This window comes from Pseudomonas sp. NPDC090208, from assembly GCF_044746785.1.
GTDB lineage: Bacteria > Pseudomonadota > Gammaproteobacteria > Pseudomonadales > Pseudomonadaceae > Aquipseudomonas.
Genome location: NZ_JBIVCU010000018.1, coordinates 61,499 through 86,281, shown reverse-complemented (window position 1 = coordinate 86,281; position 24,783 = coordinate 61,499). Strand labels below are relative to the sequence as shown.

Annotated in this window: 26 protein-coding genes, 1 pseudogene and 1 riboswitch; of the genes and pseudogenes, 14 read left to right on the top strand and 13 right to left on the bottom strand. The window is 61.6% G+C overall.

Annotated elements, in window-relative coordinates:
• Window positions 1–199 precede the first annotated feature (199 nt).
• Both ACIPL0_RS25130 and upp read right to left on the bottom strand, forming a co-directional pair.
• Window positions 200–1,480, bottom strand: coding sequence for a uracil-xanthine permease family protein (locus tag ACIPL0_RS25130; protein ID WP_400600334.1), 1,281 nt, complete (start codon window positions 1,478–1,480; stop codon window positions 200–202).
• On the bottom strand, window positions 1,480–2,118 hold the full coding sequence (gene upp, locus ACIPL0_RS25125) for a uracil phosphoribosyltransferase (protein ID WP_400600336.1): 639 nt from the start codon (window positions 2,116–2,118) through the stop codon (window positions 1,480–1,482). Before upp ends, ACIPL0_RS25130 begins: the two co-directional genes overlap by 1 nt.
• A 218-nt stretch (window positions 2,119–2,336) precedes the next feature.
• On the opposite strand from upp, the gene ACIPL0_RS25120 reads away from it, so the two are divergent.
• The 3 genes from ACIPL0_RS25120 to ACIPL0_RS25110 all read left to right on the top strand — a co-directional run bounded on the left by ACIPL0_RS25120 (window position 2,337) and on the right by ACIPL0_RS25110 (window position 4,215).
• The gene (locus ACIPL0_RS25120; protein WP_400600338.1) at window positions 2,337–2,894 is read left to right on the top strand and encodes a hypoxanthine-guanine phosphoribosyltransferase; all 558 of its coding nucleotides are present in this window, start codon (window positions 2,337–2,339) and stop codon (window positions 2,892–2,894) included.
• A 480-nt stretch (window positions 2,895–3,374) separates the two neighbouring features.
• On the top strand, window positions 3,375–3,860 hold the full coding sequence (locus ACIPL0_RS25115) for a hypothetical protein (protein WP_400600340.1): 486 nt from the start codon (window positions 3,375–3,377) through the stop codon (window positions 3,858–3,860).
• 67 nt (window positions 3,861–3,927) lie between these two features.
• Window positions 3,928–4,215 carry a PA4642 family protein gene (locus ACIPL0_RS25110; RefSeq protein WP_400600342.1) on the top strand — a complete coding sequence of 96 codons (288 nt, stop codon included), beginning with the start codon at window positions 3,928–3,930 and terminating at the stop codon, window positions 4,213–4,215.
• A 108-nt stretch (window positions 4,216–4,323) separates the two neighbouring features.
• On the opposite strand, the gene mqo is transcribed toward ACIPL0_RS25110, so the two are convergent.
• The 3 genes from mqo to ACIPL0_RS25095 all read right to left on the bottom strand — a co-directional run bounded on the left by mqo (window position 4,324) and on the right by ACIPL0_RS25095 (window position 6,786).
• Entirely contained in the window at window positions 4,324–5,829 is a 1,506-nt protein-coding gene (gene mqo / locus ACIPL0_RS25105) for a malate dehydrogenase (quinone) (protein WP_400600344.1), read from the bottom strand.
• Window positions 5,830–6,069: a hypothetical protein gene (locus ACIPL0_RS25100; RefSeq protein ID WP_400600345.1), complete on the bottom strand. Its 240-nt coding sequence runs from the start codon at window positions 6,067–6,069 to the stop codon at window positions 5,830–5,832. It lies immediately after the preceding gene.
• Between the two features lie 483 nt (window positions 6,070–6,552).
• Window positions 6,553–6,786: a hypothetical protein gene (locus ACIPL0_RS25095; protein ID WP_400600347.1), complete on the bottom strand. Its 234-nt coding sequence runs from the start codon at window positions 6,784–6,786 to the stop codon at window positions 6,553–6,555.
• A gap of 220 nt (window positions 6,787–7,006) precedes the next feature.
• Between ACIPL0_RS25095 and ACIPL0_RS25090 the strand changes: the two genes are divergently transcribed.
• Window positions 7,007–7,588, top strand: coding sequence for a YajG family lipoprotein (locus tag ACIPL0_RS25090; RefSeq protein WP_400600349.1), 582 nt, complete (start codon window positions 7,007–7,009; stop codon window positions 7,586–7,588).
• 197 nt (window positions 7,589–7,785) lie between these two features.
• On the opposite strand, the gene ACIPL0_RS25085 is transcribed toward ACIPL0_RS25090, so the two are convergent.
• A complete protein-coding gene (locus ACIPL0_RS25085; RefSeq protein WP_400600351.1) occupies window positions 7,786–7,989 on the bottom strand; it encodes a hypothetical protein in 204 nt (67 codons plus the stop codon).
• A gap of 131 nt (window positions 7,990–8,120) precedes the next feature.
• On the opposite strand from ACIPL0_RS25085, the gene ACIPL0_RS25080 reads away from it, so the two are divergent.
• Window positions 8,121–8,390, top strand: a complete 270-nt coding sequence (locus tag ACIPL0_RS25080; RefSeq protein ID WP_400600352.1) for a hypothetical protein — start codon at window positions 8,121–8,123, stop codon at window positions 8,388–8,390.
• A gap of 225 nt (window positions 8,391–8,615) precedes the next feature.
• Here ACIPL0_RS25080 and ACIPL0_RS25075 read toward each other — a convergent pair whose 3' ends face one another.
• Window positions 8,616–9,779 (bottom strand): 1-acyl-sn-glycerol-3-phosphate acyltransferase, encoded by a 1,164-nt coding sequence (locus tag ACIPL0_RS25075; protein ID WP_400600354.1) that lies wholly within the window; start codon window positions 9,777–9,779, stop codon window positions 8,616–8,618.
• Window positions 9,780–9,898: 119 nt separating this feature from the next.
• On the opposite strand from ACIPL0_RS25075, the gene ACIPL0_RS25070 reads away from it, so the two are divergent.
• The 3 genes from ACIPL0_RS25070 to ACIPL0_RS25060 are packed head-to-tail and all read left to right on the top strand — an operon-like array spanning window position 9,899 to window position 11,012.
• Window positions 9,899–10,081 carry a CPXCG motif-containing cysteine-rich protein gene (locus tag ACIPL0_RS25070; RefSeq protein ID WP_400600356.1) on the top strand — a complete coding sequence of 61 codons (183 nt, stop codon included), beginning with the start codon at window positions 9,899–9,901 and terminating at the stop codon, window positions 10,079–10,081.
• Window positions 10,081–10,341, top strand: a complete 261-nt coding sequence (locus ACIPL0_RS25065; protein ID WP_400600358.1) for a DUF2007 domain-containing protein — start codon at window positions 10,081–10,083, stop codon at window positions 10,339–10,341. The genes ACIPL0_RS25070 and ACIPL0_RS25065 overlap by 1 nt, the downstream gene beginning before the upstream one ends.
• Before the next feature lie 47 nt (window positions 10,342–10,388).
• Entirely contained in the window at window positions 10,389–11,012 is a 624-nt protein-coding gene (locus ACIPL0_RS25060; RefSeq protein WP_400600360.1) for an SOS response-associated peptidase, read from the top strand.
• A gap of 156 nt (window positions 11,013–11,168) precedes the next feature.
• On the opposite strand, the gene ACIPL0_RS25055 is transcribed toward ACIPL0_RS25060, so the two are convergent.
• On the bottom strand, window positions 11,169–11,912 hold the full coding sequence (locus ACIPL0_RS25055; RefSeq protein ID WP_400731619.1) for a methyl-accepting chemotaxis protein: 744 nt from the start codon (window positions 11,910–11,912) through the stop codon (window positions 11,169–11,171).
• Between the two features lie 114 nt (window positions 11,913–12,026).
• Window positions 12,027–12,227: pseudogene (locus tag ACIPL0_RS25050) on the bottom strand (HAMP domain-containing protein); the annotation flags it as partial.
• A 1,112-nt stretch (window positions 12,228–13,339) separates the two neighbouring features.
• On the opposite strand from ACIPL0_RS25050, the gene ACIPL0_RS25045 reads away from it, so the two are divergent.
• A complete protein-coding gene (locus tag ACIPL0_RS25045; protein WP_400600362.1) occupies window positions 13,340–13,537 on the top strand; it encodes a hypothetical protein in 198 nt (65 codons plus the stop codon).
• 77 nt (window positions 13,538–13,614) lie between these two features.
• A complete protein-coding gene (locus ACIPL0_RS25040; protein ID WP_400600364.1) occupies window positions 13,615–14,433 on the top strand; it encodes a M48 family metallopeptidase in 819 nt (272 codons plus the stop codon).
• A 250-nt stretch (window positions 14,434–14,683) separates the two neighbouring features.
• On the opposite strand, the gene ACIPL0_RS25035 is transcribed toward ACIPL0_RS25040, so the two are convergent.
• The 3 genes from ACIPL0_RS25035 to ACIPL0_RS25025 form a co-directional block, all read right to left on the bottom strand.
• On the bottom strand, window positions 14,684–15,268 hold the full coding sequence (locus tag ACIPL0_RS25035) for a TMEM165/GDT1 family protein (protein WP_400600366.1): 585 nt from the start codon (window positions 15,266–15,268) through the stop codon (window positions 14,684–14,686).
• A gap of 90 nt (window positions 15,269–15,358) precedes the next feature.
• Window positions 15,359–15,478, bottom strand: a riboswitch (yybP-ykoY riboswitch).
• Window positions 15,479–15,518: 40 nt separating this feature from the next.
• Window positions 15,519–16,517: a methyltransferase gene (locus ACIPL0_RS25030; RefSeq protein WP_400600368.1), complete on the bottom strand. Its 999-nt coding sequence runs from the start codon at window positions 16,515–16,517 to the stop codon at window positions 15,519–15,521.
• Between the two features lie 170 nt (window positions 16,518–16,687).
• Window positions 16,688–17,653 (bottom strand): 2-hydroxyacid dehydrogenase, encoded by a 966-nt coding sequence (locus ACIPL0_RS25025; RefSeq protein WP_400600370.1) that lies wholly within the window; start codon window positions 17,651–17,653, stop codon window positions 16,688–16,690.
• 87 nt (window positions 17,654–17,740) lie between these two features.
• On the opposite strand from ACIPL0_RS25025, the gene ACIPL0_RS25020 reads away from it, so the two are divergent.
• Entirely contained in the window at window positions 17,741–18,370 is a 630-nt protein-coding gene (locus ACIPL0_RS25020) for a LysE family translocator (protein WP_400600372.1), read from the top strand.
• Between the two features lie 233 nt (window positions 18,371–18,603).
• Here ACIPL0_RS25020 and ACIPL0_RS25015 read toward each other — a convergent pair whose 3' ends face one another.
• Window positions 18,604–19,371, bottom strand: coding sequence for an AraC family transcriptional regulator (locus ACIPL0_RS25015; RefSeq protein ID WP_400600374.1), 768 nt, complete (start codon window positions 19,369–19,371; stop codon window positions 18,604–18,606).
• A gap of 91 nt (window positions 19,372–19,462) precedes the next feature.
• Here ACIPL0_RS25015 and ACIPL0_RS25010 point away from each other — a divergent pair, with 91 nt between their 5' ends.
• The 3 genes from ACIPL0_RS25010 to ACIPL0_RS25000 all read left to right on the top strand — a co-directional run bounded on the left by ACIPL0_RS25010 (window position 19,463) and on the right by ACIPL0_RS25000 (window position 24,775).
• Window positions 19,463–20,665, top strand: coding sequence for an MFS transporter (locus tag ACIPL0_RS25010; RefSeq protein WP_400600376.1), 1,203 nt, complete (start codon window positions 19,463–19,465; stop codon window positions 20,663–20,665).
• Window positions 20,666–20,807: 142 nt separating this feature from the next.
• Window positions 20,808–22,484: a fatty acid--CoA ligase gene (locus tag ACIPL0_RS25005; protein WP_400600378.1), complete on the top strand. Its 1,677-nt coding sequence runs from the start codon at window positions 20,808–20,810 to the stop codon at window positions 22,482–22,484.
• Between the two features lie 368 nt (window positions 22,485–22,852).
• Window positions 22,853–24,775 (top strand): DUF1302 domain-containing protein, encoded by a 1,923-nt coding sequence (locus ACIPL0_RS25000; RefSeq protein WP_400600380.1) that lies wholly within the window; start codon window positions 22,853–22,855, stop codon window positions 24,773–24,775.
• The last annotated feature ends 8 nt before the right edge of the window (window positions 24,776–24,783 follow it).

The following is a 24,783-nucleotide window of genomic DNA, read 5'->3' as shown; positions in this document are numbered from 1 at the left end:
AGGAGTGCGCTTGCCCGCGAACGACGGTGTGTCAATCTCAATGAGGCTGGCTGACATGGCCTCATCGCGAGCAAGCTCACTCCTACAGGTATGGCGTTGGTCTTTGTAGGAGTGAGCTTGCTCGCGATTGCGTCAGTTCAGAGACTGCGATGGTGACTGAAGAATGTCCATCGCGGGCAAGCGCTCCTACGATAACGGCTTACGGCAACTGATCATCCAGGTGCTTGTTCTTCCAGCCGTCATTGCCCGGCAGGATCAGGTTCAGCAGGATCGCGGTCACCGCGCACAGGGCGATGCCCTTCATGCCGAAATCGTCCGGACCGTTGCCGGTGCCGATCAGCACGCCGCCGATACCGAACACCAGGGTCACCGAAACGATCACCAGGTTACGCGCTTCGGCCAGATCGACCTTGTGACGGATCATGGTGTTCAGGCCCACCGCAGCGATGGAGCCGAACAGCAGGCACAGAATGCCGCCCATCACCGGCACCGGAATGCTTTGCAGCAGCGCGCCGAACTTGCCGATGAAGGCCAGGGTAATGGCGAAGACCGCCGCCCAGGTCATGATTTTCGGGTTGTAGTTCTTGGTCAGCATTACCGCGCCGGTCACTTCGGCGTAGGTGGTGTTGGGCGGGCCACCGAAGGCGCCAGCCACCGTGGTGGCGATGCCGTCACCGAGCAGGGTGCGGTGCAGGCCGGGCTTCTTCAGGTAGTCGCGACCGGTCACGCTGCCCACGGCGATCACGCCGCCGATGTGCTCGATGGCCGGGGCCAGTGCAACCGGCACGATGAACAGGATCGCTTGCCAGTTGAACTCCGGCGCGGTGAATTTCGGCAACTCCAGCCATGGCGCTGCAGCGATCTTCGCGGTGTCGACCGCGCCGAACCAGAACGACAGCGCAAAGCCCACCAGCACGCCGGAGATGATCGGCACCAGGCGGAAGATGCCTTTGCCGAACACTGCAACGATCAGCGTGGTCAGCAGCGCCGCCATCGAGATGGTGATAGCCGTGTGGTACGGCAGCAGCTCGGCCGCGCCGTCACCGGTTCTGCCCATCGCCATGTTGGCGGCAATCGGCGCCATGGCCAGACCGATGGAAATCACCACCGGGCCGATCACTACAGGCGGCAGCAGACGGTCGATGAAACCGGTGCCTTTGATCTTCACCGCAAGGCCGAGGAAGGTGTAGACGAAGCCTGCCGCCATGACCCCGCCCATGGTCGCGGCCAGGCCGAACTGGCCCTTGGCGAGAATGATCGGGGTAATGAACGCGAAGCTGGAGGCCAGAAACACGGGTACCTGACGGCCGGTCACCACTTGGAAGCACAGCGTGCCCAGGCCTGCGGTGAACAGCGCGACGTTGGGATCGAGCCCGGTGATCAGCGGCATCAGCACCAGCGCGCCGAAGGCCACGAAGAGCATCTGCGCGCCCGACAGCACCGTCCGCCACAGCGGATCGTTGAACTCATCCTGCTTCATCAGGCGTCCTTTTGCTTGGTGCCGAAGATTTTGTCACCGGCATCGCCCAGGCCCGGAATGATGTAGCCGTGTTCGTTCAGGCGCTGATCGACGGAGGCGGTGTACAGCTGCACGTCCGGGTGCGCCTTCTCGACCACCGCGATGCCTTCCGGCGCGGCCACCAGGACCATGGCGCGGATGTCGCGGCAACCGGCTTTCTTCAGCAGGTCGATGGTGGCGACCATCGAGCCGCCGGTGGCCAGCATCGGGTCGATGATCAGGGCCAGGCGCTGGTCGATCTCCGGTGCGAGTTTTTCCAGGTAAGTGTGCGCTTCGAGGGTTTCCTCGTTGCGGGCCACGCCGACGGCGCTGACCTTGGCGCCCGGAATCAGGCTGAGCACGCCTTCGAGCATGCCGATGCCGGCGCGCAGGATCGGCACCACGGTGATCTTCTTGCCGGCGATCTTCTCGACCGCGACGGTACCGGCCCAGCCCTGGATGTCGTAGGTTTCCAGCGGCAGATCCTTGGTCGCTTCGTAGGTCAGCAGTGCACCGACTTCCTGCGCCAGTTCACGGAAATTCTTGGTGCTGATATCGGCTCGGCGCATGAGGCCGAGTTTGTGACGGATCAGCGGATGGCGGATCTCACGAATGGACATAGGGGGAGGGCTCCAGCGGGCGGGCAAAAAAAACGGCCTAGATTAATCTATTCAGCTGTAATTTGTCCTACGGGTTAAGTTCGGCTTTCTTACATCTTTGGGACGAAAGCGTAGCAATGGGACGCCAGTGCAACGTTAGTCCAGAAAAGCTTGCCCTGAGGAATGCGGATGCGTACCTTTGCCCGCTTTTCCTTACCCAGCCCCCCTTGGAGAGCGTCATGTCCGCTGATCTCGCACATATCCGTCAAGTCATGGACGAGGCTGACTGCCTGTACACGAATGAGGAAGTCGAGGCGTCCATCGCCCGTGTCGGAGAGCAGATCAACAGCGTGCTGGCCGACCGCAACCCGGTGGTTTTCTGCGTGATGAACGGTGGTCTGATCTTCGCTGGCAAGCTGCTGACCCACCTGAACTTCCCGCTGGAAGCGTCTTATCTGCACGCCACCCGCTACCGCAACGAAACCAGCGGTGGCGAGCTGTTCTGGAAAGCCAAGCCGGAGGTGTCGTTCATCGACCGTGACGTGCTGATCATCGACGACATCCTCGACGAAGGTCACACCCTGGGCGCGATCATCGACTTCTGCCGCCACGCCGGCGCCCGCGCGGTGCACACCGCCGTGCTGATCGACAAGGACCACAACCGCAAGGCGCGTCCTGATCTGAAAGCCGACTTCGTCGGCCTGCCATGCATCGACCGTTACATCTTCGGCTACGGCATGGACTACAAAGGCTACTGGCGCAACGCTGCCGGGATTTTTGCCGTAAAAGGCATGTAAACCAGACGCGCACGGATCTTTGTAGGAGCGCGCTTGCCCGCGAATGCACCAGTCCAGACGCCGCGAGAGTGACCGGACTACCGCCATCGCGAGCAAGCTCACTCCTACAGATATTGCGCGGGTCCTTGCAGGCGTGAGCTTGCCCGCGAATGCGCCAGACCAGACGCCGCGAGAGTGACTGGACTACCGCCATCGCGAGCAAGCTCACTCCTACAGATATTGCGCGGGTCCTTGTAGGAGCGCGCTTGCCCGCGAATGCGCCAGACCAGACGCCGCGAGAGTGACCGGACTACCGCCATCGCGAGCAAGCTCACTCCTACGGATATTGCGCGGGTCCTTGTAGGAGTGAGCTTGCTCGCGAGGCGCCGTGTCAGACACCGCGAAGATGGCGGGCAGATCCCCATCGCGGGCAAGCGCGCTCCTGCGGTTTGTGTGTGCTTTGCATGCTAGAGTGCCTCCCACTTTTCCCGGGAGGCCTCCATGACGTTACCGTTTCGTAGTAAAGCGGCGCTGATGTTGCTGTTGACCCTGCCGCTTCCCGCACTTGCCGAACCCATGCACGCCCAATACCTGCCGCCCGACGAGATGTCGGTGCGCGACGGCGAGCCCGAGCAGCAGCAATTGCTGCAGATCACCGAATACTCGGTGGTGGTGGGCAGTCAACGTCTGTCCAATCAGCAACCCATTCCGGTGACTTCGCCTGTGTTGGTGCGCCTCAAGGGCAAGCCGATGAACAAGGGCGCAACCATCTCTGAAGTGCTGATCCACTTCGACGGCGAAAGCAAAAGCCTGAAAAAGCCCGGTTATGACGCAGCCAGCCGCACGCTGACGCTGTATTACCCGGCGAACCAGTACCGCACGTTGATGGATCTGCTGCGCAACGAGAAGCTCTACGTGCAGTTCCTCAGCTACGCCAACGGCCACGTCTGGGCCGACCTGCACACCGGTAGCGTACGCGCGCGTTGAGCCGCCGACCGGGCGGGGGGTAAACTGCCCGCCCGTGAAATGTCCCGCAAGTCAGTTGGAGTCAGCAATGCGTAAAGATAAGAAGCAGGTGATTGGCGATGAAATCGGCGACGCCCAGATCAAATTGTTCCTGGATTTCGAACCGGCCGACGCCACTTCGCCGTCGCTGCACAAGCTGATCAAGGCCTATCGCGGCCTGCGGATCGACGACTTCGAGCGGTTTCTGGGGTTCTTCAAAGAGGCGGGTTACGACCTCGATGGCAAGGACGCACAGGGCAATGACTTCGTGGCGTTGATCAAGGATCAGCGCAACGCGCAGGACTATATCGAACTGATCGAGAAAGCCCGGGGCTGATTGCCGGGAGGGTGAGGGTGGCCGGTAGCCTGATGGCACCGGCCGGAACTGAAAGCCCCGCTGCGTGGGCGGGGCTTTCAGTGATCACCGACTCAGGAAGACCCTGAATCAGGCGAAGCTTGCCGCCTCGCTGTTGGAAACCAGGTCCAGGCTCGCGTCGCTCTGGGCGCTGATGCGCTGATACAGCTGCGCATCGGATTCCAGGGCTTTTTCCCGGGCCGGGAAGATTTCATTCAGCTTGGCAGCCCATTCGGTACGGGCTTTCTCAGGGAAGCAGCGCTCGATCAGTTCCAGCATGATCGATACCGTCACCGAAGCACCCGGCGAGGCGCCGAGCAGTGCGGCCAGCGAGCCGTCCTGGGCAGCGACCAGTTCGGTACCGAACTGCAGAACGCCGCCTTTTTTCTTGTCCTTCTTGATGATCTGCACGCGCTGACCGGCCACTTCCAGGCGCCAGTCTTCGGCCTTGGCTTCCGGATAGAAGCGACGCAGAGACTCCAGACGCTGTTCCATCGACTGACGCACTTCGCTGATCAGGTACTTGGTCAGGTCCATGTTGTCGCGGGCCACGGCCAGCATCGGCGCGATGTTGGCGGCGCGGATCGACAGCGGCAGGTCCATCAGAGAACCGTGCTTGAGGAATTTGGTGGTGAAACCGGCGTACGGGCCGAACAGCAGGGAGGTCTTGCCGTCGACGACACGGGTGTCCAGGTGCGGCACCGACATCGGTGGCGAACCCACGGCTGCCTGGCTGTAAACCTTGGCCGAGTGACGCTTGACCACTTCCGGGTTATCGCAACGCAGCCATTGGCCGCTGACCGGGAAGCCGCCGTAGCCCTTGCCTTCTTCGATGCCGGACAGTTGCAGCAGCGGCAGAGCCGCGCCGCCGGCGCCGAGGAACACGAACTTGGCGTCGATCTCGCGGGTACCGCCGCTGTTGACGTCCTTGATGGTCACGCTCCAGCCATCACCCTTGCGGGTCAGGCCGGTGACGCGCTTGCAGTACTTGACCTGTGCATCGGGTTCGCTGGCCAGGTGCTTGAGCAGTTTGTTGGTCAGGTTGCCGAAGTTGACGTCGGTGCCGTGCATGACGCGGGTGGCGGCGATGTGCTGGTCGGCGGGGCGGCCCGGCATCATCAGCGGCATCCACTCGGCGAGCTTGGCCTTGTCTTCGGTGTATTCCATCGAAGAGAACGCGTGGTGCTTGTGCAGCGCCTCGTAGCGTTTCTTCAGATAGGCAACGCCTTTCTCACCCTCGACATAGCTCAGGTGCGGAACCGGCGTGATGAACGAGCGGGCCGAGCCGAATGCACCCTTGCGGGCCAGATACGCCCAGAACTGTTTCGAGACTTCGAACTGGGTGTTGATGTGTATCGCTTTTTTGGTGTCGATGGAGCCATCGGCCAGTTGCGGCGTGTAGTTCAGCTCGCACAGGCCGGCGTGGCCGGTACCGGCGTTATTCCACGGGTTGGAACTCTCCGCCGCGCCGGAATCCATCAGTTCGACCACTTCAACCTTAAGGCTGGGGTCGAGCTCCTTCAGCAGTACCGCGAGGGTGGCACTCATGATGCCCGCCCCGACCAATACCACATCAACCGCTTCGTTTTGCGCCATTTAACGCGTCTCCAAAATCTGCAGCACCAAATTGACGGCATGCGTTCCCGAGGTCAGTTGCCAGGTGCGGGCGGCGCGATGTTCGCGCAGGGCCTCGTACAACCCGGCCGGGATCGTCATGTCCGATTCTTCGCAATTTTTTCGCATCTTCAGCGGACGCTGCCGATCGAGCCTGGGTTGCTGCCTACTGGTAGACATGAACTCATTTTTCGGCCCGAACAGCCATTCGACTATCGTCAAGGCATCCGGTCATTCAAGCAAATCCGTGGTGGACGGCTTCAGACTCCTGTGGTGAAGACGGCGCTGCGATCAATCCCGTGCAAGGGGGCTGGATCAGACGCTGATGGTGCATGTACACACGCGTAACTATTCATTTGCTCGCCACACTCTTGTGAAGTTGTGAAAACCCGTTTTTTTCACGCTCTTTTGGAGACGCGAACCTCAAAAAGGGGGCTGCGCAATGGCAGCTCCGACAGATCGGGTCAGCCGTGTACCGGCTCCGGCAACGGGTAGAAGCGTCAGGCTTCGCGCGTCGCACAGGCGTTGGCACCGGGTCTGTACCTGTCTGTGTGGAAGGCTCTCTGTGGGTCGAGGCGGGGAGCTGATAGCGAGTATCAGGATGCTGCGAGGCCCGATCAGGAGACGTCCTTATAATCGGGGGAGGATTATAGCGATGAAACGTACAGAATTGATCCAGAAAAACGACTTTTAATCGCCGTTCGGTCAGATACTGAGCAATCGCCGGGCGGTAATCGCACGCTCCGGGCGGCTGATGCGGGCGCTGGCGGGCAGCGGGCGGTGCAGCCAGCTCAGGTGCGGCTCGCTGATTTCCACCCAGTCGTGGCCCTGTGGCGGCGTCGCGCAGTGTTTGAACGCCAGGCAAACGCCATGCTGGTCCAGGCGGGCGTAGTGACGATGACGGCGGCGCAGCGAGAACAAAGACCAGAGAAAGTCCATGGCGTGAACTCCTTTGCGGGTGGATGTGAAAAGTATGTCGTGGTGCGATGACACCTGCATGACGCTGGCGTTGCGTAACCGTGTCTGGACGTTGACAGGCCCTTGTCACATTGTGGAACTGCGGCGATGGCACTTTGTCTTATGTTTGCGCTAGTGAGTGACCTTTGGAGGTCGCTATACTGCGGCACAATTTGTGCCTTGGCCCCATGGAGAGATGAGCATGTTGCGTCGCGTTTTGTTCGGTTTGCTTGCCGTCGGCAGTCTGACACTGGTGGGGTGTGCCCACAGCCCGCAATCCCTGAACCCGCAACCGAAGCTGAACAGCCAGCTGGCGCCGGTCGGGCACGGTCAGCAGGTCGTGGTGCGCGTGGTCGACGGTCGTCAGTCGCAGACCCTCGGCACCCGTGGCGGTCTGTACCCGGAAACCAGTTCGATCACCGTCAATGGCCAGCAACTGGTTCCGCAACTGCAGGCCCAGGCTGAAGCTGCCGTGCGCCTGCTGGGCTTCACCCCGGTTCCGGGCGGCAATGGCCCGCAACTGACCGTCACCCTGGCCGAGCTCAAGTACCAGTCGCCGAAAGAAGGCCTGTACGTGACCGAAGCCACCATCAGCTCGACCTTCCGCGCTGATGTGCAGAACAACGGTCGCAGCTACAGCGGTCGTTACGCCGCTTCGCTGGATCAACGCTTCGGCATGGCGCCGAACGAGGAAACCAACACCAAGCTGATCGGTGACGTCCTCAGCGATGCCCTGACCCGTCTGTTCCAGGATCAGACCATCGGCCGCGTGCTGGGTCAGTAACCCGCCAGATTGCTGCAAAAAAAGCCCCGGTTTCGTGAGAAGCCGGGGCTTTTTGTTGGGCGCGTGTCAGGTCAAATGTGGGAGGGAGCCCTGCTCGCGAATGCGGTAGACCGGTCAGCCTTGTAGTGTCTGAACGGATGCTTTCGCGAGCAGGGCTCCCTCCCACATCAGATATTCATTGCCCATGGACAGGTTTGCTACGCGGCCTGATACAGATCCAGAAAACTGAAGCCGGTCGCCGTGTCCACTTCGGGCAGATCATGGTGCTGGTGCCCGCCCAGCGCGCAATACACCAGCCAGTGCCGGTCCTGAACATTGAAAGACAGTGCGTCGATCAAGGCTTGTTGCTCGTCGCTTTCGGCAACGAGGTAGAGGCGATCCTGATTGTGGGCATGCAGCATGACAGGCTCCGTGTCGGGTGGGGTGCTACACAGTGAATGGTTCAGGTGACGTTAAGGTGACACACAGTACCGTTAGCCTCAGATCCATCCGAAGCTGCGGCGCCCCATCGATCCGGCGCCATCGAGGCCCCATGTCGTTCATTCAGCAATCCCCCGGGATGATCATCAACCTACTGGCATTGCTGGCCGCAGGTCCCGGCGCCTGGTTGCTGTACACCACCCGTAACCGCGAGCAGCGGGAAACGGCTCACCTGCAAGAATTGACCGAGCAGGCCCCCATTGACGAACCGATGCACCTGATGGACGTGCCGACGCTGCGCCTGATTCGCCTCAGTTACCGCATCGGCGCGGGCTGTCTGGCGTTTGCGCTGCTGTTGTCGTGGGTGAGTACCAAGATCTAGAAACGCTCAGGGTCTGGATATCGTCCTGACGACCCCAGGGCCTGTGTGGGAGGGAGCCCTGCTCGCGAAGACTTCAGATCAGACACTTCAACACTTACTGATCTGCCGCAGCCACCTGTAGGAGTGAGCTTGCTCGCGATAGCGTGGGGTCAGCCGCAATCGTAGTGGCTGAAGAAACGTGATCGCGAGCAAGCTCACTCCTACATTGGCGTGCGTCTTTTGGTCTTACAGCGGTAACCCCGCCTTGACCCGATACTGATTGCGCACTGGCGTCGCGTATTGCAGCACCAGATACGGACGGTGCTCCTGCGGGCAGCCGTCCAGACGGCGTTGCCATTCGTCACGGGCACGTTCCAGCTCGTCGGCCGGGAACAGCTCGGCAGCGCTCGGCACGTTCAGCGCCGGATCGGCATCGGCCCATTGCGCATACGCCAGGTAATGCACCGGGAACAGCCGATAGCCGCCGAGAATCTGCTTGTCCAGCTCGGTCGCCAGTTGTTTGGTGTCTTCGAACTGTTCACTGACCGGCGCGGCGAAGTTGACGTGTACGCGGCCCTTGTAGCCGGTAATGCCCAGCGCGATGCTGACATCGTCCTCGCCCGGCGCCTTGGTGTAGCTGCCGGTGGTGGCGCGGATGTACAGCTCGCGGGCCTTGGCGTGGTCGCACGGGTCGTATTCGTAGCTGATCGACACCGGGGTCAGGTTCAGCGACTGGATCACTTCACCGAACGGCTCGTCCTTGCGGCTCATGTGGAACATCTTGAGGATCGCCGATTCGGTGCGGTCGTCGCCGTCCTTGGCCCGGCCTTCGGCCTGGGCGATCCAGATCGATGCGCAGTCGTTGCGGATCGAGTGGTTGATGTACGCCGACAGCAGCTGGTAGGCGGCCATCTTTTCCCGGCGGCCGCTGATCGAGCGGTGCACGATGAAGCTCTTGTTCAGGCGCATCAGGTCGCTGACGAACGGCTTTTGCAGCAGGTTGTCGCCGATGGCGATGCGCGGCGTCGGCAGACCGGCGTGATACACCGCATAATTGACGAACGCCGGGTCCATGACGATGTCCCGGTGGTTGGCCAGAAACAGGTACGCCACGCCGGACTTGAACTGCTCGACGCCGGTGTAGGTCACACCGTCGGTGGCGCGTTCGATGGTGTGGTCGACATAGTGCTCGACCTTGTCCTGCAAGGCTGCGACCGAGTCGATGCCGGCGAACTGGCGACGCAGTTTGCGGGCAATCGCCGGTTGCAGAATCCAGCCCAGAGAACCGGCCAGACGTGGAAAACGGAAATGCGTGAGGATCGCGAGGAACGCCTTGTCACCCAGCAGCCGGTTGAGTACGGCTTTTACTTCGGTGTCGTCGTACGGTCGGATGGCATCGAATTCGCCCATCATGCTCTCTTGTTGGAAACGGCTAGGGTAAAAGTAGGTCGAGTGCAGATACGTGAGATGAAAAGCCCGACCGGCAAACAAGTCGGCGATTATACGCAAAAGTGCGCCCGGAGACTGTGATGCAGGAAATACAGGATTATGACTGTCCCTATTGCGGCGAACCGGTGGAAGCCGTGCTGGATCTGTCAGGTGGCGACCAGACCTATATCGAGGATTGCCCGGTGTGCTGCCGGCCCATCGTCTTCAGCCTGCACACCGACGGCGAACAATGGGACCTGGACGTCCGCACCGAGAACGATTGATGCGCAAGATCTATGAACCGGAAAATCTGATGGAAGGCGAGCTGCTCAAGGGCATGCTCGCCAGCGAAGGCATCGAGGCGCACATCACCGGTCGCCATCTGCTCGGTGCCATCGGCGATCTGCCGGTCAGTGGCCTGCTGGGCCTGATGGTGGACGACGACCAGGCCGAACGCGCGCGCCAGTTGATCACTGAGTACAATGGCGCCTTTCCTCTGGCGGGCGACGAGCCCGACAGCTATCCCGACGTCTTGCTGTGCTGAGCCCGGCGCCGTTTCACCCGCCTTTCTGAACGAGTTGTCTCAAGCCCATGTGTGGACGTTATGCGCTGTTTCGCTGGACTCCTGCCTTTGCTGCGTTGCCGGGTTTTCCGGCCGACCAGCAGGCGCAGTGGAACATTTCTCCGGGCGATGCGGTGCCGATGATCCGGGCCACGGCAGAGGGCGGGCAGGAAGTGGCGCGGGCGCGCTGGGGGCTGACGCCGGCCTGGCTGACCGACCTGTCGCGTACCCCGGCCCATGCACGGGCGGAAACCCTGGCCGAGCAGCCGATGTTTCGTCAGGCGTTTCGCGAGCGCCGCTGTCTGTTGCCGGCCAACGGTTTCTACGAATGGCGCGGCAGCGTGCGCAAGCGGCCGTTCTGGCTGACGCCGGGTGAGGGCTCGTCGCTGTATTTCGCGGCGATCTGGGAGGCGTATCCGGTGGAGGGGCACACGTATCTGAGCGTGGCGATAGTGACGCAAGCGGCGATGAATCAACGTCGCCCGCTGATTCTCGACGCCGAAGGGCAGGCTGCCTGGCTGGCGGCCGACAGCTCGCTGGTTACCCTGCAAAGCCTGCTCGCTGCCCCGCAAATGCAACTGCGCGAGCGACCGCTGGCGAATCTGGTGAACGATCCGAAGCTCAATGCGCCAGAGTGTCTGACGCCGTTGTAAACGTTCGCTTGTCGTCACGCGGGGTTGGGGACGATAAATGACCTGTGGGAGGGAGCCCTGCTCGCGAATGCGTCAATCCAGACACTGCAATAGTGACAGGCCGAACGCTTTCGCGAGCAGGGCTCCCTCCCACGGGAACAGGTGTCGTCTTGACGCTTACACCCTGAACTGATTGATCAACCGCCGTTGTTGCTCGGCCAGGCTGGTCAGTTCGGCGCTGGCGCGGCTCGATTCGTCGGCGCCGCCGGCCACTTCGTTGGCCACCTGACCGATGTTGATCACGTTGCGGTTGATGTCGTCGGCCACTGCGCTTTGCTCTTCCGCGGCGCTGGCGATCTGGGTGTTCATGTCGTTGATCACCGACACCGCCTTGGTAATGCTCTCCAGCGCTTGCGCCGCTTCCGCTGCATGGCCCACGCTTTCGTCGGTCTTGCTCTGGCTGTCTTCCATGACCTTGACCACCTGCCGCGTGCCGTTCTGCAGCTGCTGGATCATGCTCTGGATTTCTTCGGTGGCCTGTTGGGTCTTCTGCGCCAGATTGCGCACTTCGTCGGCGACCACGGCAAAACCACGGCCCTGTTCACCGGCCCGCGCCGCTTCGATGGCCGCGTTGAGCGCCAGCAGGTTGGTCTGCTCGGCGATGCCGCGAATGGCGGTGAGGATGGCGTTGATGTTCTCGCTGTCTTTGGCCAGGGTTTGCACCACTTCCACCGCGCGACCGATTTCCACCGCCAGGGCGCTGATCGAGTTCGAGGTGTTGTGGACGATGCGCATGCCCTGATTGGCCGCGTCGTCGGCATGGTTGGCGGCTTGCGCGGCCTGGGTGGCGTTGCGTGCCACGTCCTGGGCGGTGGCGGTCATTTCGTGTACGGCGGTGGCGACCAGGTCGATCTCGGCCATCTGCTTGTGCACGCCTTTGTTGGTGCGGATGGCGATGTCGGCAGTGTGCTCCGACGAGTCGCTGACCTTCTGCACCGAGGTCACCACCTGGCTGATCATCACCTGCAACTTGCCAAGGAAGGTGTTGAAACCGCTGGCGATCGAGCCCAGTTCATCGGCGCGGTCGCTGGTCAGGCGGCGAGTCAGATCACCTTCGCCCTTGGCGATGTCGTCGAGCATGGCAACCATCTGCTTCAGCGGACGGGCAATGCCGCGACCCACCAGCCAGACGATCAGCAGGCCCAATGCAGCGATCAGCAGGCCGACCACGGTCATGCCGAAAATGTCGGTGCGGCGCTGTTCGCCCAGGTCTTTCTGCAGTTTTTGCAGGTCGGCCATCACGGCGCTCACCGGCATGCGCATCATCAGTGTCCAGCGCGCATCGGTACTGCCCAGGCCGAACGGCAGGAACAGCTCGATCTGGCCGTTCTGGCGGTCGATCTCGTAATGCACTTCGCCTTTGACCAGATTTTGCAGTGCCGCCACTTCAGTGCTGTTGAGGATGTCGCTGGCTTTCTCGCCGAGCTTGGCGGTGTCTTTGGTGTACGCGACCAGACGGCCATTGGTGGCGATCAGGGCCAATTCGCCCGCGCCGTCATAGAGCTTCTTGTCGGCGTTATCGAGCATGTCCTGAATGAAGTTCACCGACAGGTCGGCGCCGACGATGCCCTGGAACTGGCCGTCGAGCATGATCGGTTGGATGAACGATGACAGCATGACCATTTTGTCGCCGACCTTATACGGTGCCGGGTCGATCACGCAGGCTTTGCGGGTTTCCCGCGAGCACAGGTAGTACTCGCTGGAGCGAATGCCGGTGGAAAGGATTTTCTGGTCTTCGAGGCTGGCGAGCTTTTCCAGGTTGTAGGTGCCGTCCGGCTTGCGATACCACCAGGCCATGAGGCGACCGTCCTTGGGATCGACACCGGTCATCGACGAGCCGGCGTAGGCGGCGTCATTGTGGTCCAGTGCGTTATGTTCCCAGCCGATGTAGGAGCCCAGAATCTTCGGGTTGCGCACCACGGTTTCGTGCAGCAAGTTGAGCAATTGCTCGCGGCTGAGGGTCAGTTGTGCTTCGCCCTTGCTGTCTTTCATGCCAAGCAGGGCGTTGGTGTTGGCAAGTCCTGCCGCCGTGTTGAGCGGAGCTTCCAGTTCCCGCTGAATTTCGCTGGCCTGGGTGCGGGCAATCGCGGTCAGGCGCTGTTCGATGGCTTGTTCGAATTGCGCGGTGGTGCGTTGCTCCACCAGGTCCTGAGTGCGCGCACCGGAAAACAGCGCATAAATGACAAGGGCCGCGACCACGCTGAGCACGATAGCGCCCGCCAGTGCAGCCACGGAAAACTGGATCGACTTGAACTTCATAGGGGCTCCGGACGTGGAATTACGCCTGAATGGGATATCGCCTTGGGGCGATTTTCCATGAGCAGGAAGCCGACGAAGTGGCCGCTTTTGATCGAGTTCTGTCGTTATTGGATATGTCTTATGTGGGGCCTGCATTCAAACGGTGCGACGGTCTCGAAAAGGAGAAGATCGCTGTTTCAAGTTTGTTACTGATCGCCTCGTTCGAGGGGTGTTTGAAGCGGGTTTGAGGGTGGCAAACCGCTGCCATCTGGCACTTGGCTGGCGTAGCGCCTAGGATTGCCGTTTGTTTCCAGGGAGATACAAAATGCGTCAGAGCTTTGTTCTTTGCGCCATGGGCGCAGCCCTGCTGGTCGCAGGCTGTCAGGCCGTCAACACCACCAGCGGCGATTCGGTAGGCGTCGAGCGCAAGCAGTACATGTTCAGCATGCTGTCGACCGATCAGGTCAATCAGATGTACGCCCAGTCCTATCAGCAGACCGTGACCGAGGCCACCGGCAAAGGCGTGCTGGATAACAGCAGCGCGGAAGCCAAGCGCGTGCAGGCCGTGGCGAAGCGTCTGATCGCCCAGGCGCCGAAACTGCGTCCGGACTCGGCGCAATGGCAGTGGGAAGTGAATCTGATCAAGAGCGACGAGTTGAACGCCAACTGCGGTCCGGGCGGCAAGATCATCGTTTATAGCGGGCTGATCGACACGCTGAAACTCAGCGATGACGAGTTGGCAGCGGTGATGGGGCATGAAATCGCTCACGCCTTGCGCGAGCATGGCCGCGAAGCCATGTCCAAGGCCTACGGTATCCAGATGGCCAAGCAGGGGGCGGGATCGCTGCTCGGTCTGGGCCAGGACAGCCTGGCGTTGGCCGACACCGTGGTCAATTACAGCCTGACCCTGCCCAACAGCCGCGCCAATGAAAACGAAGCCGACCTGCTGGGGCTGGAGCTGTCGGCGCGAGCCGGTTACAACCCCAATGCGGCGATCACCCTGTGGCAGAAGATGCAGGCCCAGGCTGGCGCCTCGCAGCCTGAATTCATGAGCACCCACCCGGCTTCGGCCAACCGGATCGCCTCGTTGCAGGCGGCGATTCCGAAGGTCATGCCGCTGTACGAACAGGCTCCCAAGTCTTGAGCGAGTGGATGACTGTGGGAGCGAATTCATTCGCGAAAGATGTTTCGGGCGACGGAGATACATCGACTGTGCCGCCGTCTCGCGAATGAATTCGCTCCCACAAACTGCCGCTATCGCAACACTTGTAGGAGTGAGCTTGCTCGCGATTGCGGTATTGCTGTGACAGATGCTTTATCTGACACACCGCAATCGCGGGCAAGCGCGCTCCTACGGGGGGCAGGTGTTTACGTGCGATTACCGGGTTATGCAGTTAAACCCAGCCGCTGACCTGCATCGCCTTGTACACGGCAACGACGGCCAGGATGAAGAACGCACCCGCCGCCAGACGACGGATCAGCGTCAACGGCAGTTTTTCCGCGGCGAAATTACCCGCTAGTACCACCGGCACGTTGGCCAGCAGCATGCCCAGCGTCGTGCCGAGAATCACCAGCCACAGGTAGGAGTACTGCGCCGCCAGCATCACCGTGGCGATCTGCGTCTTGTCGCCGATTTCGGCAAGGAAGAACGCAATCAGCGTGGTCATGAACGGGCCGAACTTGCGTGCGGTATTGGCTTCGTCGTCGTCCATCTTGTCCGGCACCAGGGTCCACAGCGCAGTGGCCGTGAAGCTCGCAGCGAGGACCCAGTGCAGCATGGCGTCGGAGAAGAAACTGCTGAACCAGGCCCCCACGGCACCGGCGGCGGCGTGGTTGGCGAGGGTGGCTGCGACAATACCGGCGATGATCGGCCAGGGCTTGCGGAAGCGAGCAGCGAGAATGAGCGCGAGAAGTTGGGTCTTGTCACCGATTTCGGCCAGAGCGACAACAGCGGTGGGGACCAACAGGGATTCCAGCATCAGGGATTTCCTAAGGGGCGGGTCAACACGGCTATGACACGTACGTCCTCCCCGCCCCGGGTCAGGATGTGCGTGTCATAGGTCTTGTCAAACCACCGATCCGTCTGTGCGGATCTGGGGTCGCACGCACCATGGTCTGAGGACCAAGTATGTTGATGCGTACCATGCGAGCAGGGCGCTCGCGGGAGACTACTCCCCTAGGACGGTGCGGATTCTGCCTAGGGAGAATCCTTTCGGCAAGCGTTAATTTTCAGCCCCGATTGGCCCGATAGATTTTGAAGCCTTGACCCTCGGCCAGCGTCGTGCAGGTGCCCAGATGCTGTTCGATGATCGGCTGGTAGCGCAGGAAGCTGTTGGCGACCAGTCGCAGTTCGCCGCCTTTTTTCAGATGTTCGCTGGCTTTTCGCAGCAGATTTTCCGTGGCGGCGTAATCGGTGTGAACCCCGGTATGGAACGGTGGGTTGGTCAGAATCACGTCCAGATGCTTCGGCGCGGCGTCGATGCCGTCACCGGTCAGCACCTCGCCTTCCAGGCCGTTGGCCGCCAGTGTCAGACGGCTGCTGGCGGTGGCGAAGGCGTCGACATCGAGCAGGGTGACCTGGCTGGCCGGGCTGCGACGTTTGACCGCAGCGCCGAGCACGCCGGCGCCGCAGCCGAAATCGAGCAGATGGCCTGCAGGCAGCTTGTCGAGGTTGTCCAGCAGCAGGGCCGAACCGCGGTCCAGGCGACCATGGCTGAACACGCCGGGCAGGCTGATGACCTTCAATGGGCCGTCGGCCAGGGGGATTTCGAAGTGTTTGGCCAGACTGTTCAGTTCGACAGCTTGCGGCGCATTTTCCACGGTCACCTGCCACAGCTGACAATGGCGCGCGCTGTCGAGCTTGCGGGCCCGACCCAGCGGGCTGAGCTGGCGGGCAGCGGCTTCGATGCCCCCGCGTTTTTCACCGACCAGAAACAACTCGCGCCCGGCCAGACGGGACGCCAGGGCGTTGATCAGGTATTCGCTGAGGTCCTTGGCCTTGGGCAGGAAGAGCACGGCGGCGTCGAACTCGTGGTCAGGGGCTTCGGTGCCGAAGTGGGTGCGGCCGTTGAAACGCGCATCCAGCGCGGCGAAATCTCCGGCATGCCAGCTCCAGCCCCGCGCCTTGGGCAAGGTCCCGAGCAGATCGTCGGCCGGCAGGCCGGTCAGCAGCAGCGAGCCCTGAAACAGCTCGGCCTGACGGAGTAACACTTCACTGCGCGGGTCCATCTTCGGCTCCTGAAAAAAGCGCGGAGTTTAACAGGGGAATGAACCTCTGCGCTTGGCGTGAAACGACGTTGGGACTGCACCGACGCCATCGCGAGCAAGCTCACTCCTACAGGTTTGCGCGACTCTTTGTAGGAGTGAGCTTGCTCGCGATCATTTCAGGCGGCGCGGTCTCAACTCACCACCCGAATCGGCTGCCCTGCATAAAACGCCCGGGCATTGTCATTGACTTGTCCGACAATCCGCTGCCGCGCTTCCTGGCTGCCCCAGGCGCTGTGCGGGGTGATGATCAGGCGCGGGATGTCGCCGGACAACAGCGGGTTGCCGTTCACGGGTGGCTCCACGGTCAGCACGTCGGTGGCGGCGCCGCCCAGATGACCGTTGCGCAAGGCATCGGCCAGTGCCTGTTCATTGATCAGGCCACCACGGGCCGTGTTGACGATGAACGCCTGAGGCTTGAGCAGGCTCAGTTCATGGGCGCCGATCATGTCTTTGGTGTGTTCGTTGAGCGGGCAGTGCAGGGTCAGCGCGTCCACTTGCGGCAGCAGCTCATGCAAAGGCACGCGGTCTGGACGGGCAGGGCGGCCCGGGATCTGCCCCAACACCACGCGCATGCCGAAGGCTTCGGCCAGTTTCGCCACCGCACCGCCCAGCTCGCCATGACCCAGCAGGCCGAGGGTTTTGCCTTCCAGTTCGACAATCGGAAAATCCAGCAGGCAGAACTGCTTCGACTTCTGCCATTGTCCCTGATGGATGGCCTGTTGGTAGTCCGGCAGACGGGTAGCCATCGCCAGCAGCAACATCAGCGTGTGCTGCGCCACCGACGGTGTGCCGTAACCCTGACAGTTGCTGACGACCACGCCGTGTTTGCGTGCCGCCGCCAGGTCGACGTTATTGGTGCCGGTGGCAGTCAGCAGCACCAGTTTCAGGTCAGGGCAGGCAGCGAACGTGGCGGCATCGATCATGATCTTGTTGGAAATGGCTACGTTTGCGCCTTGCAGCCGTTCGATCACCTGATCGGCCGTGGTGCTGGCGTGCAGCACCAGTTCGCTGAAGGTTTCACGCCAGGGATCGAGGTCCAGATCGCCCAGATCCAGGGAGGTGTGATCAAGGAAAACTGCTCTGCGGGAACTCGACATCAGCTGTACCTTTTGCTCGCTAAGGGGGAGGCGTAAGGTAGCGAGCCTACCAGAGCCTGCCGCTCGCAAAAATGCCGGAGACCCCCGATGTACTGGACGGAATTTCTTACCGTTGCCCTGATTCACTTGCTCGCCGTTGCCAGCCCCGGTCCGGATTTCGCCGTGGTCGTGCGTGAAAGCGTGACCCATGGCCGCAAGGCCGGCACCTACACCGCGATGGGCGTGGGCACCGCCATTTTCCTGCATGTCGGCTATTCGCTGCTGGGCATCGGCCTGATCGTTTCGCAATCGATCGTGCTGTTCAATGCGCTGAAATGGGCGGCGGCGGCCTACCTGCTGTACATCGGCTTCAAGGCCCTGCGCGCGAAACCGGCCAGCACGACCGAAGCGCCGATGGACCTCGCCAAAACCGAACGCACTGCCAAGGGCGCGTACGTGGCCGGTTTTGTCACCAACGGCCTGAACCCCAAGGCCACGCTGTTTTTCCTGTCGCTGTTTACCGTGGTGATCAACCCGCACACGCCGCTGCTGGTGCAGGCCGGTTATGGCGTTTATCTGGCACTGGCGACCGGCATCTGGTTCTGTCTGGTGGCGCGCCTGTTCAGCCAGCCTCGCGTACGCGCCGGTTTCGCCCGCATGGGCCACTGGTTCGACCGCGCCATGGGCGGCGTGCTGGTGGCGTTGGGCGTGAAACTGGCATTCACCGAGATGCATTGATTTTCTGTGGGAGCGAATTCATTCGCGATGCGGTATGGCTGGCGATACATCCGTGTCGTCAGGACTGGCCTCTCGCGAATGAATTCGCTCCCACAAGGGTTTGAGTCGGCCAACACAAGTCCCGTGGGAGGGAGCCCTGCTCGCGAATGCGTGCTGTCAGTCGACGCTGAGGTGTCTGACTTGATGCCTTCGCGGGCAAGCGCGCTCCTGCGGGTCCGACATTGCAAATCCGTTTACCGCTTCAACCCGCTCAACTGCCTCAATGCCCCCAGATACTCCCGCGGGCTTTCTCCCAATAGCCGGCTGAACATCGCGCTGAACGCCCGGGCGCTGCCGTAGCCCAGATCCGTCGCCACTCGCTGCACGCTTTCGCCGCCAAGCAACCTCGGCAGGGCTTCCATCAGTCGCACCTGCTGGCGCCAGGCGTTGAAGCTCATGGCGGTTTCCTGATTGAACAGACGCGCCAGCGTCCGTGAACTGGCGCCGACCGCCTGCGCCCAGTCTTCCAGGGTGTTGCGATGGTCCGGAGCTTTGAGCAAGGCCATGCAGATGCCCTGCAGACGCCGGTCGCGGGGCATGGGGATGTGCAGCGGCAGGTTTTCCAGCGTGGCGATTTCTTCCAGCATCAACTGCTGAATCAGCGGATTGCCGGCATGGGCGGCGCTTTGCGCGGCGCGCACGATCAGTTCGCGCAGCAAGGGCGTCACGGCCAGTACACAGCAACTGTCCAGCGTCGTCGGGCAATGCTCGGCGGCAATGAACAACGAACGCATCTGCACGTCGCCGGACATGAAAATCTCATGCTCGATCCTTGGTGGAATCCACACCGCGCGACTCGGCGGGATCACCCAGGCGCCGCGTTCGGTGATCACCCGCATCACGCCGCTCACCGCATACAGCAACTGCGCTTCGGCATGGATATGCCGTGGCTGGTGGGCGCCGTCCGGGTAATCACGGGGATGGGCGGTGACGGGGCTGTGGCTGAGCAGGCTGATCAACATGTCCGGTTCGATGACTTTGTTGTCTGAAATGCGAATTGTCGCCAACTTAGCATGGGCGTCCACCCTCACTGCAAGCCCAGGATGCGCCGCCATGAGTCAAGCGATACGACCCAACTCACCGCGAACGGTGATTCATTTCATCAACGCCGCCCACGTCATCGACCACATGTTCATGCTGATTTTCCCCGCCGCCGTGCTGGGGATGACCCAGGCCTTCGCGCTGGATTACGCGCAGCTGATCGGCCTGTCGCTGGGCGGTTTCATTGCGTTTGGCGCCTGTTCGTTGCCGGCCGGCTGGCTGGGCGATCGCTGGAGTCGTCGGCACATGATGCTGCTGTTCTTTCTCGGCATCGGTGCGGCGTCGATCCTGACCGGGCTGAGCACCAGCTCCACGATGCTGGCGCTGGGCATGACCCTGATCGGCGTATTCGCCGCGATCTATCACCCGGTGGGCACGGCAATGCTGGTGGCCTACGCGCAGAATCGCGGACGCGAAATCGGCGTCAACGGCATGTGGGGCAACCTCGGCGTGGCGTTTTCCGCGCTGCTGACCGGCTTTCTGGTGGCACAGTTCGGCTGGCGCTCGGCGTTCATTCTGCCGGGCAGCGTGTCGATCCTGATCGGTTTGTGGTTCGCCGTGCAGGTCCGTGACGAACCCATTCCGCAGCGCGCCCACAGCCTGCCGAAGGGGCACTCCGGGCAGCGCATCTCGATGGTCATGGTGTTCAGCGTGCTGGCGATTGCCACGGCCACCGGCGGCGTGGTGTTCAACGCCACGACCATGACCTACCCGAAACTGTTTCAGGACCGCCTGCACGAACTGTTTGCCTCGCCGCAGATCCTCGGCCTGATCGTCAGCCTGGCCTACGCCTTCGGCGCGGTCGCGCAATTGACCATCGGCCGCTTTCTCGACCGCTTCAGCCTGAAATGGCCGTTCGTGGTGCTGACCCTGTGCCAGGCGCCGTTTCTGTTGGCGCTCGCCTATGCGGACAGCTGGCCGGTGATGTTGCTCGGCGCGGCGTTCATGTTCGTGGTGTTCGGGCAGGTCACGGTGAATGACGCCATGGTCGCCAATTTCGTCGCGCCGCAATGGCAGTCGCGGGTCTTCGCCCTGCGCTATTTCCTCTCGTTCGGCGCCAGCGCCACAGCCATCCCGCTGATTGCCTTTATCGAGCCGCGTCAGGGGCTTGCGGGCCTGTATCTGGTGCTCGCCGGGTTCGCCGCGCTGACGTTTGCCGCTGCGTTGATCTTCCCGCGCACGCCGGCGCAAAACAGTGTCGCCCAACTCGCCTAAGGCCGATTTGCCCTTTCAAATGGCGTAACGCCTGCATGGTCACTCGTCATTCGAATCATCCCTTTGGCTGATTGGGGTGGCGAGTGAAGGCTCTAAAGTGCATATTTTCCGCACCGCCCATGCATCTTGAAAAGGGATTCCTATGCTGCAGACTCGCGTGATAGCGCCAGCCGATGGCGCGTACCAGTACCCACTGTTGATCAAACGTCTGCTGATGTCGGGCAGTCGCTACGAAAAAACGCGGGAAATTGTCTACCGGGACCAGTCACGCTATTCCTACCTGACGCTCAACGAGCGGATCTGCAGGCTGGCGAATGTGTTGACCGAGGCGGGTGTGAAAGCGGGTGATACGGTGGCTGTCATGGATTGGGACAGTCATCGCTATCTGGAATGCATGTTTGCCATTCCCATGATCGGTGCGGTGATCCACACCATCAACGTGCGCCTTTCACCAGAGCAGATCCTGTTCACCATGAACCATGCCGAAGACAAGTTCGTGCTGGTCAACAGTGAATTCGTGCCGCTCTACAAGTGTTTTGCCGACAAACTCACCACGGTCGAAAAGACCATTCTGCTGACCGACACCCAGGACAAGACCGCCGAACTGCCCAACCTGATCGGCGAGTACGAGAGCCTGCTGGCGGCGGCCAACCCGCACTATCGCTTCGAGGACTTCGACGAGAACTCGGTGGCGACCACCTTCTACACCACCGGCACCACCGGCAACCCCAAGGGCGTGTACTTCACTCACCGGCAGTTGGTGCTGCACACCATGGCCGTGGCGACGATCATGGGCAGCGTCGAAGGCCTGCTCGGCACCGACAAGGTCTACATGCCGATCACGCCGATGTTCCACGTTCACGCCTGGGGTGTGCCGTACGCGGCGACCATGCTCGGGGTGAAGCAGGTCTATCCCGGCCGTTACGACCCGGAACTGCTGGTGGAGCTGTGGCGCAAGGAGAAGGTCAATTTCTCTCACTGCGTGCCGACCATCATGCAGATGGTGCTCAACGCCAAGGCCGCGAAAGACGTCGATTTCAGTGGCTGGAACATCATCATCGGCGGCAGTTCGCTGAACCGCTCGCTGTATGAAGCGGCCAAGGCCCGGGGCATTCAGTTGACAGCCGCTTACGGCATGTCGGAGACCGGCCCGCTGGTGTCGGTGGCTCACCTCAACGACGAACTGATGGCCGGCAGCGAGGACGAGCGCACCACCTACCGGATCAAGGCCGGTACGCCGGGGGTGCTGGTCGAGGCGGCGATTGTCGACGGCGACGGCAACTTCCTGCCCAACGACGGCGAAACCCAGGGCGAGTTGGTGCTGCGCGCGCCGTGGCTGACCGAGGGCTATTTCAACGAACCGCAGAAGGGCGCCGAACTGTGGGCTGGCGGCTGGCTGCACACCGGTGACGTGGCGACCCTGGACAGCATGGGCGGCATCGACATTCGCGACCGCATCAAGGATGTGATCAAGACCGGTGGCGAGTGGATTTCCTCGCTGGCGCTGGAGGATCTGTGCAGCCGTCATCCGGGCGTGCGCGAAGTCGCGGTGGTCGGTGTTGCCGATCCGCAGTGGGGCGAGCGGCCTTTTGCCTTGCTGGTGGCCCATGAAGGGCACGCCATCGACGCCAAGGGATTGAAGGAGCATCTCAAGCCGTTCGTGGAGCAGGGGCACATCAACAAGTGGGCGATTCCGTGTCAGATCGCCCTTGTTACCGAAATTCCCAAGACCAGCGTCGGCAAGCTCGACAAGAAGCGCATCCGCCAGGACATCATCGAATGGCAGAGCACTAACAGCGCTTTCCTCTCCACCCTCTGACCCCGCCCGTTTCGTGAACATTGCCACGGTTTTTCGCCGTGGCAATGTGCCGCGACCGCTCTCGCCCGGCGTCTGCCTTGCCAAATCGCCAAATTGAGCCATCCTCCCTCTGCCGCGTCTGTCGGCCCGTCGAAATCGGCGTGCCAGAGGCTTCGACGCTGTAAATCACACTTTAGAGGGATCAAGCGATAGCACCTGCTGGCTATAGTCGGCAGTAGGTAGGAACCGGAGAAAAACGCTGTTTCGTTTCGCAGCTTTACATGGGCTGCCCGGAACGCGTTGACACCCAGGCACTGCGGATCAGTTCCCCTGAGTCGTTTCTGGAAGCACCCACTGCCATAAAAATAAAAGCACATGGAGTAGCGTCGATGACATCAGCAAACCTGTTCTGGCGCCGGGCAAGACTGCCCCTGGCCGTCAGTCTCGCTTCCACGCTCGCCGGCCCGGCATTCGCCGTCAGCTTCAACATCGGTGAAATCGAAGGTAATTTCGACTCGTCGCTGTCCATCGGCGCCAGCTGGTCGACCGAGAACGCCAACAAGAACCTGATCGGCTCCAACAACGGCGGCCATGGTCTGTCCCAGACCTCCGACGACGGCCACCTGAACTTCAAGAGCGGTGAAACCTTCTCGAAGATCTTCAAGGGCATCCACGATCTGGAGCTGAAGTACGGCGATACCGGCGTGTTTCTGCGAGGCAAGTACTGGTATGACTTCGAACTCAAGGATGAAGGCCGCGAGTTCAAGGACATCAGCGACTCGGGCCGCAAGGAAGGCGCCAAGTCGTCAGGTTATGAACTGCTCGACGCATTCGTTTATCACAACTATTCCATTGGCGACGAACCGGGCTCCGTGCGCTTCGGTAAGCAGGTGGTCAGCTGGGGTGAAAGTACCTTCATCGGCGGCGGCATCAACAGCATCAACCCTATCGACGTTTCGGCATTCCGCCGTCCTGGCTCGGAAATCAAGGAAGGCCTGATTCCGGTCAACATGTTCTACCTGTCCCAGAGCCTGACCGAAAACCTCTCCGCCGAAGGTTTCTATCAGCTGGAGTGGGACCAGACCGTGGTCGACAACTGCGGCACTTTCTTCTCCCAGCCTGACGTGATCGCCGACGGTTGCTCCAACAACCTGGCGGTGCTGCGCACCCGCAACAGCCTGAACTCGGCCTTGCCGGCGGCGCTGCGCAATCCGGTGCAGAACGCCCTGTCGCAGCGCGGCGTGGTGTTCGGCAACCCGGACGAGGGCGCCATTGTGCGTCGTGGCCCTGACCGTGATGCCCGCGACAGCGGCCAGTACGGCCTGGCCATGCACTACAACTTCGAGCCGCTGGACACCGAATTCGGCGCCTATTACATGAACTACCACAGCCGTCTGCCGATCTTCAGCGGCAAAGGCGGTCCGGCCAGCGCCTACAGCGGCGCGGGCCTGGTGGGGCAACTGGTCGGCAACGGCGTTCCGCTGAACGTTGCCACCGCGCTGGCGCCGACCCTGCTGCCAGTGGTGGTGGCGGCCAACTCCAGCTACTACGTCGAATACCCGGAAGACATTCACCTGTTCGGTCTGAGCTTCTCCACCACGCTGCCCACCGGCACCGCGTGGAGCGGCGAGATCAGCTACCGGCCGAATGCACCGGTGCAGCTGAACACCACCGACATCCTGTACTCCGGCCTGACGCCGCTGAACCCCAGCGTAGCCTTGCTGCAGGGCACGCCCGGTGCGGACCAGAAAGGCTATCGCCGCAAGGAAATCAGCCAGGCCCAGACCACCTTCACCCACTTCTTCGATCAGGTCATGGGCGCCGAACGTCTGACCGTGGTCGGCGAGGTCGGCTGGACCCACGTCGGCGGTCTGGAAAGCACCTCGAAACTGCGCTATGGCCGTGACCCGAGCTACGGTCCGGGCCCGCTGCCGAACGGTCAGTGCGTCGCGCTCAACACCAGCACCCTGGCCGGTGCGCCGCTGAACAACGTCAGCCGTTACTGCGAAAACGATGGTTTCACCACCACCGACTCGTGGGGTTATCGCGCCCGCGCCATCTGGGACTACAACAACGTGTTCGCCGGGGTGAACCTCAAGCCGAGCGTGGCCTGGTCCCACGACGTCGACGGCTACTCGCCAGGTCCTGGCGGCAACTTCGAAGAAGGCCGCAAGGCCATCAGTCTGGGTCTGGAAGCGGAATATCAGAACACCTACACCGCCAACCTTTCCTACACCAACTTCTTCGACGGCAAGTACACCACAGTGGATGACCGCGACTTCGTGGCCCTCAGCTTCGGTATGAACTTCTAAGGAACGAC

Excerpts from the sequence above, each read along its gene's own strand:
- ACIPL0_RS25130 (WP_400600334.1), bottom strand. The coding sequence starts at position 1,480 with ATGAAGCAGGATGAGTTCAACGATCCGCTGTGGCGGACGGTGCTGTCG.
- upp (WP_400600336.1), bottom strand. The coding sequence starts at position 2,118 with ATGTCCATTCGTGAGATCCGCCATCCGCTGATCCGTCACAAACTCGGC.
- ACIPL0_RS25120 (WP_400600338.1), top strand. The coding sequence starts at position 2,337 with ATGTCCGCTGATCTCGCACATATCCGTCAAGTCATGGACGAGGCTGAC.
- ACIPL0_RS25115 (WP_400600340.1), top strand. The coding sequence starts at position 3,375 with ATGACGTTACCGTTTCGTAGTAAAGCGGCGCTGATGTTGCTGTTGACC.
- ACIPL0_RS25110 (WP_400600342.1), top strand. The coding sequence starts at position 3,928 with ATGCGTAAAGATAAGAAGCAGGTGATTGGCGATGAAATCGGCGACGCC.
- mqo (WP_400600344.1), bottom strand. The coding sequence starts at position 5,829 with ATGGCGCAAAACGAAGCGGTTGATGTGGTATTGGTCGGGGCGGGCATC.
- ACIPL0_RS25095 (WP_400600347.1), bottom strand. The coding sequence starts at position 6,786 with ATGGACTTTCTCTGGTCTTTGTTCTCGCTGCGCCGCCGTCATCGTCAC.
- ACIPL0_RS25090 (WP_400600349.1), top strand. The coding sequence starts at position 7,007 with ATGTTGCGTCGCGTTTTGTTCGGTTTGCTTGCCGTCGGCAGTCTGACA.
- ACIPL0_RS25085 (WP_400600351.1), bottom strand. The coding sequence starts at position 7,989 with ATGCTGCATGCCCACAATCAGGATCGCCTCTACCTCGTTGCCGAAAGC.
- ACIPL0_RS25080 (WP_400600352.1), top strand. The coding sequence starts at position 8,121 with ATGTCGTTCATTCAGCAATCCCCCGGGATGATCATCAACCTACTGGCA.
- ACIPL0_RS25075 (WP_400600354.1), bottom strand. The coding sequence starts at position 9,779 with ATGGGCGAATTCGATGCCATCCGACCGTACGACGACACCGAAGTAAAA.
- ACIPL0_RS25070 (WP_400600356.1), top strand. The coding sequence starts at position 9,899 with ATGCAGGAAATACAGGATTATGACTGTCCCTATTGCGGCGAACCGGTG.
- ACIPL0_RS25065 (WP_400600358.1), top strand. The coding sequence starts at position 10,081 with ATGCGCAAGATCTATGAACCGGAAAATCTGATGGAAGGCGAGCTGCTC.
- ACIPL0_RS25060 (WP_400600360.1), top strand. The coding sequence starts at position 10,389 with ATGTGTGGACGTTATGCGCTGTTTCGCTGGACTCCTGCCTTTGCTGCG.
- ACIPL0_RS25055 (WP_400731619.1), bottom strand. The coding sequence starts at position 11,912 with ATGGCCGAGATCGACCTGGTCGCCACCGCCGTACACGAAATGACCGCC.
- ACIPL0_RS25045 (WP_400600362.1), top strand. The coding sequence starts at position 13,340 with ATGGGATATCGCCTTGGGGCGATTTTCCATGAGCAGGAAGCCGACGAA.
- ACIPL0_RS25040 (WP_400600364.1), top strand. The coding sequence starts at position 13,615 with ATGCGTCAGAGCTTTGTTCTTTGCGCCATGGGCGCAGCCCTGCTGGTC.
- ACIPL0_RS25035 (WP_400600366.1), bottom strand. The coding sequence starts at position 15,268 with ATGCTGGAATCCCTGTTGGTCCCCACCGCTGTTGTCGCTCTGGCCGAA.
- ACIPL0_RS25030 (WP_400600368.1), bottom strand. The coding sequence starts at position 16,517 with ATGGACCCGCGCAGTGAAGTGTTACTCCGTCAGGCCGAGCTGTTTCAG.
- ACIPL0_RS25025 (WP_400600370.1), bottom strand. The coding sequence starts at position 17,653 with ATGTCGAGTTCCCGCAGAGCAGTTTTCCTTGATCACACCTCCCTGGAT.
- ACIPL0_RS25020 (WP_400600372.1), top strand. The coding sequence starts at position 17,741 with ATGTACTGGACGGAATTTCTTACCGTTGCCCTGATTCACTTGCTCGCC.
- ACIPL0_RS25015 (WP_400600374.1), bottom strand. The coding sequence starts at position 19,371 with ATGTTGATCAGCCTGCTCAGCCACAGCCCCGTCACCGCCCATCCCCGT.
- ACIPL0_RS25010 (WP_400600376.1), top strand. The coding sequence starts at position 19,463 with ATGAGTCAAGCGATACGACCCAACTCACCGCGAACGGTGATTCATTTC.
- ACIPL0_RS25005 (WP_400600378.1), top strand. The coding sequence starts at position 20,808 with ATGCTGCAGACTCGCGTGATAGCGCCAGCCGATGGCGCGTACCAGTAC.
- ACIPL0_RS25000 (WP_400600380.1), top strand. The coding sequence starts at position 22,853 with ATGACATCAGCAAACCTGTTCTGGCGCCGGGCAAGACTGCCCCTGGCC.